We start from the raw sequence: 5,794 nt of genomic DNA, 5'->3' as shown, positions 1-5,794 counted from the left end.
TCAACCTGCAGGCGGCGACGAACGCGGAACTGGCCGACAGCGCGCAGGTGCAGTCTCGCATCAACTACTACTACGACACCCCCGACAACTATCTCGGTGTTTACGGCAAGTACTTTATCGACACCTCTTTGAGCGACGAGCAAAGAAAAGAGACTTTCCAGAACATTCCGATCGTTCAGCTGCACCACTACCAGAATTCGCTCTTTGGCTTCGACGCTTTGCAGTATGCGGCCGACTACCGTCTCAACCACTTCTTCACCGAGTCAGGCAAACATATCGAGTTTCAGGAGGTCAATCTACCCGTGACCTTCTACCACGCCTTTTTCGACGACTATCTGAAGTTTTCGATCTCCGAGAACCTCTACTACTCCTACTCGGCCTACAAAAACATGGAGAGTACACTCGAAGAGTACGGTGTCAAGAGCGACTACTATTCGCTTTTCAGGAATTTCCACACCATCGATATCTACAGCGATCTGGCGCGAAGCTACGGGGAGGAGTTTCACACGATGCAGCTGCGCGTCACCTACAACAGACCCAGTTTCAGCAGCGAAAAAGGGGAGACGATCAAAGAGATCTCGGTGCTGCGTTCACCGCGGGAAAACCTGATGATGAGCGTCATCAACTATCTCTACGACGACAAAGGCAAAGAATATCTCTACTATCGCGTCGCCCAGCCGGTTCTGTACGAACCGGCCGAGGAGGTGGAGGAGAAGTTCAATCGGTACGGCGATCTGGAGAACGAGATACGCTATCGCTTTCTGGAGCATTACGAAATCTATACCGATCTCTTTTTCTCCTACTATCTGCACAATGTCTCCGCCGCGACCTCCTATCTGAAAATCAACTATCCCAAATTCGATATAATGATAAACCATTTCTTCAAACAGCGTTTGAATCTCGACAAAACGGACAGCGACTATCTAAAAGTGGAGAAAACGTCCGATTTTTTCAATATCAGCGGCACATACAGGAGTGACGCCGGACATGACTATTATGCCAATGTCTCATACGACAATCTCAACGACAGGATGAACCGATGGGGGGTGGGAGCGCACTTTTTCAGGCACTGCTGGGATCTCGATATAGGGATCAGAGACGAGATGAAACCGATTCTCACATCGGCCGAAGCCGACTCCATCCACAACATCACATTCTATTTCACGATAAATCTGGTGCCTTTTGGTACCTATCAACACGCATTTGAGCAGGAACTGTAAATGAAAACGGAAGCGAAAGTCGGACTCTTTGTCACGATCGGACTGATACTCCTCTTTTTGTTGAGTACCCAGGTCAACAAATTTCAGGGAATAGGCAAAAAAGGATATGAGGTCGAAGCCCTCATCAACGACGCCAGCGGGCTCGAGAAACACGCCAAGGTCAAGATGAAGGGTGTGGAAATCGGCTATGTCAAAGATATCGAGCTCTCGGGTACCAAAGTGGTCGTGACGCTCTTCATCTACAAAAACGCCAAAATTCCGGCCGATTCGGAAGTGCTTCTGACGCAGGAGTCGATGCTCGGCAGCAAATATATCAATATCATTCCCGGATCCTCTCATACCTATCTGAGTGAAAATGGCGTGATCGAACGCCAGAAACCGATGTCTTCGTTCGAAGAGATGGGTACGAGTGTAACGTCGGCTGCGGAGGAGCTCAAACACTTCATCCACGAGCTGCGCGAGACGCTCGACAGCGAAAGCCGCTCACAACTCAAAAAGACCTTCGCCAATCTGGAGGTGCTGACGCGGGATATGAAGGATATCGTCAGCAAAAACAGGGAAAATATCGACAAACTGGTGGTCAATATCAACGACGCGGCCGAAAAGTTCGCGAAAATGTCGGAAAAATTCTCCACGAGTGCCGATACGATCAATGCCGATCTGCCCGGTCTCATGGCCAAGCTGCAGGAGACGATCGATGCCTACAAGGGGGCAGGGGAGACTCTGGATGATCGTCTGCCTACACTGGCCGACAAATTCGAAAATCTCGAGGACCAGCTCGACGTGGTCATCAAGGAGAACAAAAAACCGCTCAACGACGCGCTCACCTCCGTCAACAGGTTTTTTACCAAGGGTGAAAGCACGATGGTCAAGCTCAACAACTATCTCGACGCCGTCACGCAGACGCGGCTGGAGCTTGGGATGGACGCCTTCTATCTGGCGGAGGATGACAACTTCAAAGGCGGTCTGCATGTGGATTACATGCCCTACTATTCGCGTCACTATATGCTCGACGTCATCTCCTCGCCCGATTACGAAGATTGTGAAATGGAGAACGGCGAGTGCGTCTACAGGGGTGATAAAGAGCATGAAAAAGGGAACTGGTACGTTTCCGCCCAGATCGGAAAACGTTACAGGGATTTCATGGTGCGCGGCGGCATCATCGAAAGCACGGCGGGCGCGGGATTCGATTACTTCGCCTATCACGACAAACTGAAATTCTCGCTGGATGCCTACGATTTCAACGCCGTCAACGATATCCGCGGAGACAGCGCCCACCTGCGGGCCACCGTCAGGTACCGCTTCTACAAATTCATCAACGCCTACATCGGATACGACAATTTCCTCAACTCCGATGCCGACAACATCTTTTTCGGACTGGGTATCCGCTTCGAGGATGATCGCATGAAGTATCTGCTCGGTGCCGGTGCCGGCGCCGGGGTAAGCGCCGCGAAATGAGCCCGGCCTACAAAAAGATCCATGCGGCACTGGAAGTTCTCGGGCTTCCCACCCGTGTCAGTCTCAAGGACATCACGGAGCGCTACCGCTATCTCGCCTCGGGAAAGCATCCCGATGTGGGTGGGGACGACGAGGAGATGGCGCGGATCAACGATGCCTACAAACTTCTCAAAACCTACATAGAAAACTACCGTTTCTCCTTCAGCGAAGAGGAGATCGCGGGGCAGTTCCCCCAGGACGCCCATGCGAAACGGTTCAGGTTTTAAAGAGAAAGATAGTAAAATCGAAACAATTGACAGATATGAAAAAGGATAAAACACAATGGCGTGTACATTTGAATTCGAAATGAACAACAGAACCGTCACGATCGAAACGGGCAAAGTCGCCAGACAGGCGAACGGTTCCGTGATCCTGCGAAGCGGAAAGACCGTCATTCTCGCGACGGCCGTGATGGACGACAAACCGATCGAGGAGCATTTTCTTCCTCTCACGGTCCAGTACATCGAAAAGAGCTACGCGGCGGGCAGAATCCCCGGAGGATTCGTCAAGCGCGAGACGAAACCCGGCGATTTCGAAACCCTCACATCCCGGCTCATCGACCGATCCCTTCGGCCGCTTTTCCCCAAGGGCTTTTTCAATCCGGTCCAGATCACCGTGATGCTTCTGAGCGTCGACGAGGAGGCGGATCTGCAGTCTCTGGCCCTCGATGCGGCTTCGGCTGCACTGTTTCTATCCGATATACCGGTGAACCGCTCGGTCGCGGGTATACGCATCGGCAGGAAAGATGGGGAGTTCGTCCTCAACCCCACACTCGATCAACTGGAAGAGGGGACGCTCGATCTTTTCGTTTCGGGTACGAAGGATGAACTGCTGATGATCGAGATGCGGGCCATCGGAACCGTCGAAGTCGATATCGAGCCCTCCGTGGCCGTCGACCCGATGATCGACCCGATGCTGGCCGAAGAGATCATCCAGATCCCCCATGTCAACGAGCTGAAAGAGGATGAACTGGTCGAAGCGATCGACATGGCACAGAAGGCGATCAGGCTCGCAGCGGGCGAGTACGAGAAGGTTTTCGCCGAAGCGGCCAAGCCGAAAAAGGAGGTGCCGCTCTTCGAAGAGAAGGCCGACCCCTCCATCGTCACCTATATCAAAGAGTTCTATATGGAGGAGATCAACCGCGCCCTCGACGGCATGGCCAAAAGCGAGCGCGGCAGCGAGATCAAGGCGATCATCGAGCAGGTCCTGGCGGACGAGACCGCCCAGACCGAAGAGTGGACCGAGGATCAGGTCAAGGCGGCCGTGGGCGAAGTGAAGCGCGAGCGTGTCCGTTCCATGATCCTGGAAGAGGGCAAAAGGGCCGATGGCCGTACCCCCAAAGAGGTGCGCCCCATCTCCATCGAAACCAACCTGCTGCCGAGCGTTCACGGCTCCTGTCTCTTTACACGGGGTGAAACCCAGGCACTCGTTACCTGTACTCTCGGAAGCCGGCAGGATGCCCAGATGTTCGAGCGCATCACCGGCAAGAGCGCCAGTTACGAGGAGTTCATGGTGCATTACAACTTCCCGGGATTCAGTGTCGGCGAAGCCTCGCGCATCGGACCTCCGGGCCGTAGAGAGCTGGGTCACGGCAATCTGGCCAAACGCGCCCTCGAACCCTCCCTCGACAAGACCGAGCTCGACGCCATCGTCCGGCTCGTCTCCGAGATTCTCGAGTCCAACGGCTCCTCTTCGATGGCGACGGTCTGCGGCGGATCTTTGGCGCTCAAGGCGGCGGACGTACCCGTTCTCAAACTGATCGCGGGTGTGGCGATGGGCCTGGTGATGGAAGGCGATAAATACGCCATCCTGACGGACATCATGGGGCTGGAAGACCATGACGGCGATATGGATTTCAAGGTGGCCGGAAGCGAGGATGGCATCACGGCGCTGCAGATGGACATCAAACTGGGAGGCATCAGCCTCGATCTGCTCAAGGAAGCGCTGGAGCAGGCGAAAGAGGCGAGGCTGCACATTCTGAAGATCATGGAAGAGGCCGCCGAAAAGATCGAAGTCAACGAAGAGGTACTGCCGAGTACGGAAATCTTCCATATCGAGCCCCACAAGATTGTCGACATCATCGGACAGGCGGGCAAAACGATCAGAGAGATCATCGAAAAGTTCGAAGTGAGCGTCGATCTGGACAAGAAACAGGGCGAAGTGAAGGTCACAGGTCCCAGCAAGGCGAAGGTCAAAGCGGCCTGCGACCATATCAGAAGCATCGCCGAAGGAAGCCGCCCCAAGAGGGAGATGCCGCAGTTCGAGATCGACAAGCCGATCAAGGGAAAGGTGAAGAAACTGGTCGACTTCGGAGCCTTCGTCGAACTTCCCGGAGGTGTCGACGGCCTTCTGCACATCTCCAAAATCTCCCGGGGACGTATTTCCCATCCAAGCGATCTGCTCCATGAGGGACAGGAGATCGAAGTGGTCGTCAAGTCGCAAAAGGGACACAAGATATCGCTGGAGCTGGCGGAACCGATCGATTAATTCTTTTTTTACGAAAAAAGAGATAAAATGCCTTCAGCAAAGTGATAAGTAGGGATACGCAAGCCGAACGGACTTTGCTCAAAATTTTTACAGGAGCTTTTCGATGAAAAAGTTTTTTCTTCTCATGGTAGCATTCGCGGGTTTTGCGTTTGCAGGCGAAGGTGAGTCTATGATTCAGGCGTACAGCGTCGTCGCTGCGGGTGTCGGCCTCGGTCTGGCCGCTCTCGGTGGTGCGATCGGTATGGGTAACACAGCTGCGGCCACTATCGCAGGTACAGCCCGCAACCCGGGTCTCGGCGGTAAACTGATGACTACGATGTTCATCGCCCTCGCGATGATCGAAGCGCAGGTTATCTATACCCTCGTTATCGCCCTGATCGCTCTCTACGCGAACCCGTTCCTCGGATAATCGCAGATTTTTTCCAAAACGGCCGCGTCGCTCTTGACGCGGCCATTTTTTTTTGCTAAAATTTCGGCCTCTTAACAATAACTACCTATCAAATGCGCAGGTGGTGGAATCGGTAGACACGCTGTCTTGAGGGGGCAGTGGCTTCGGCCGTGCGAGTTCAAGTCTCGCTCTGCGCACCATT

Annotated in this window: 5 protein-coding genes and 1 tRNA gene; all 6 read left to right on the top strand. The window is 53.7% G+C overall.

All coding sequences use genetic code 11. The annotated features are described in order from the left end of the window. Nucleotides 1–1,220, top strand: a 1,220-nt coding sequence (locus Q1K23_RS07135) for a hypothetical protein (protein ID WP_300363456.1), incomplete at its 5' end; no start/stop codon positions are given. Next, nucleotides 1,221–2,678, top strand: coding sequence for an MlaD family protein (locus Q1K23_RS07130; protein ID WP_300363455.1), 1,458 nt, complete (start codon nt 1,221–1,223; stop codon nt 2,676–2,678). After that, the gene (locus tag Q1K23_RS07125) at nt 2,675–2,944 is read left to right on the top strand and encodes a J domain-containing protein (protein ID WP_300363454.1); all 270 of its coding nucleotides are present in this window, start codon (nt 2,675–2,677) and stop codon (nt 2,942–2,944) included. Before Q1K23_RS07130 ends, Q1K23_RS07125 begins: the two co-directional genes overlap by 4 nt. A 55-nt stretch (nt 2,945–2,999) precedes the next feature. Beyond that, the gene (locus Q1K23_RS07120) at nt 3,000–5,204 is read left to right on the top strand and encodes a polyribonucleotide nucleotidyltransferase (RefSeq protein WP_300363453.1); all 2,205 of its coding nucleotides are present in this window, start codon (nt 3,000–3,002) and stop codon (nt 5,202–5,204) included. 103 nt (nt 5,205–5,307) lie between these two features. Beyond that, complete coding sequence (locus Q1K23_RS07115; protein WP_286336476.1) at nt 5,308–5,613, top strand: F0F1 ATP synthase subunit C; 306 nt, start codon at nt 5,308–5,310, stop codon at nt 5,611–5,613. A gap of 94 nt (nt 5,614–5,707) precedes the next feature. Next, a tRNA-Leu gene (locus Q1K23_RS07110) sits at nt 5,708–5,792 on the top strand. Nucleotides 5,793–5,794: the final 2 nt, after the last annotated feature.

The organism is Hydrogenimonas sp., assembly GCF_029933015.1.
In the GTDB taxonomy this organism is placed as follows: domain Bacteria; phylum Campylobacterota; class Campylobacteria; order Campylobacterales; family Hydrogenimonadaceae; genus Hydrogenimonas.
The sequence above is the reverse complement of the archived record's forward strand: the minus strand, read 5'-3'. Positions and strand labels throughout refer to the sequence as shown.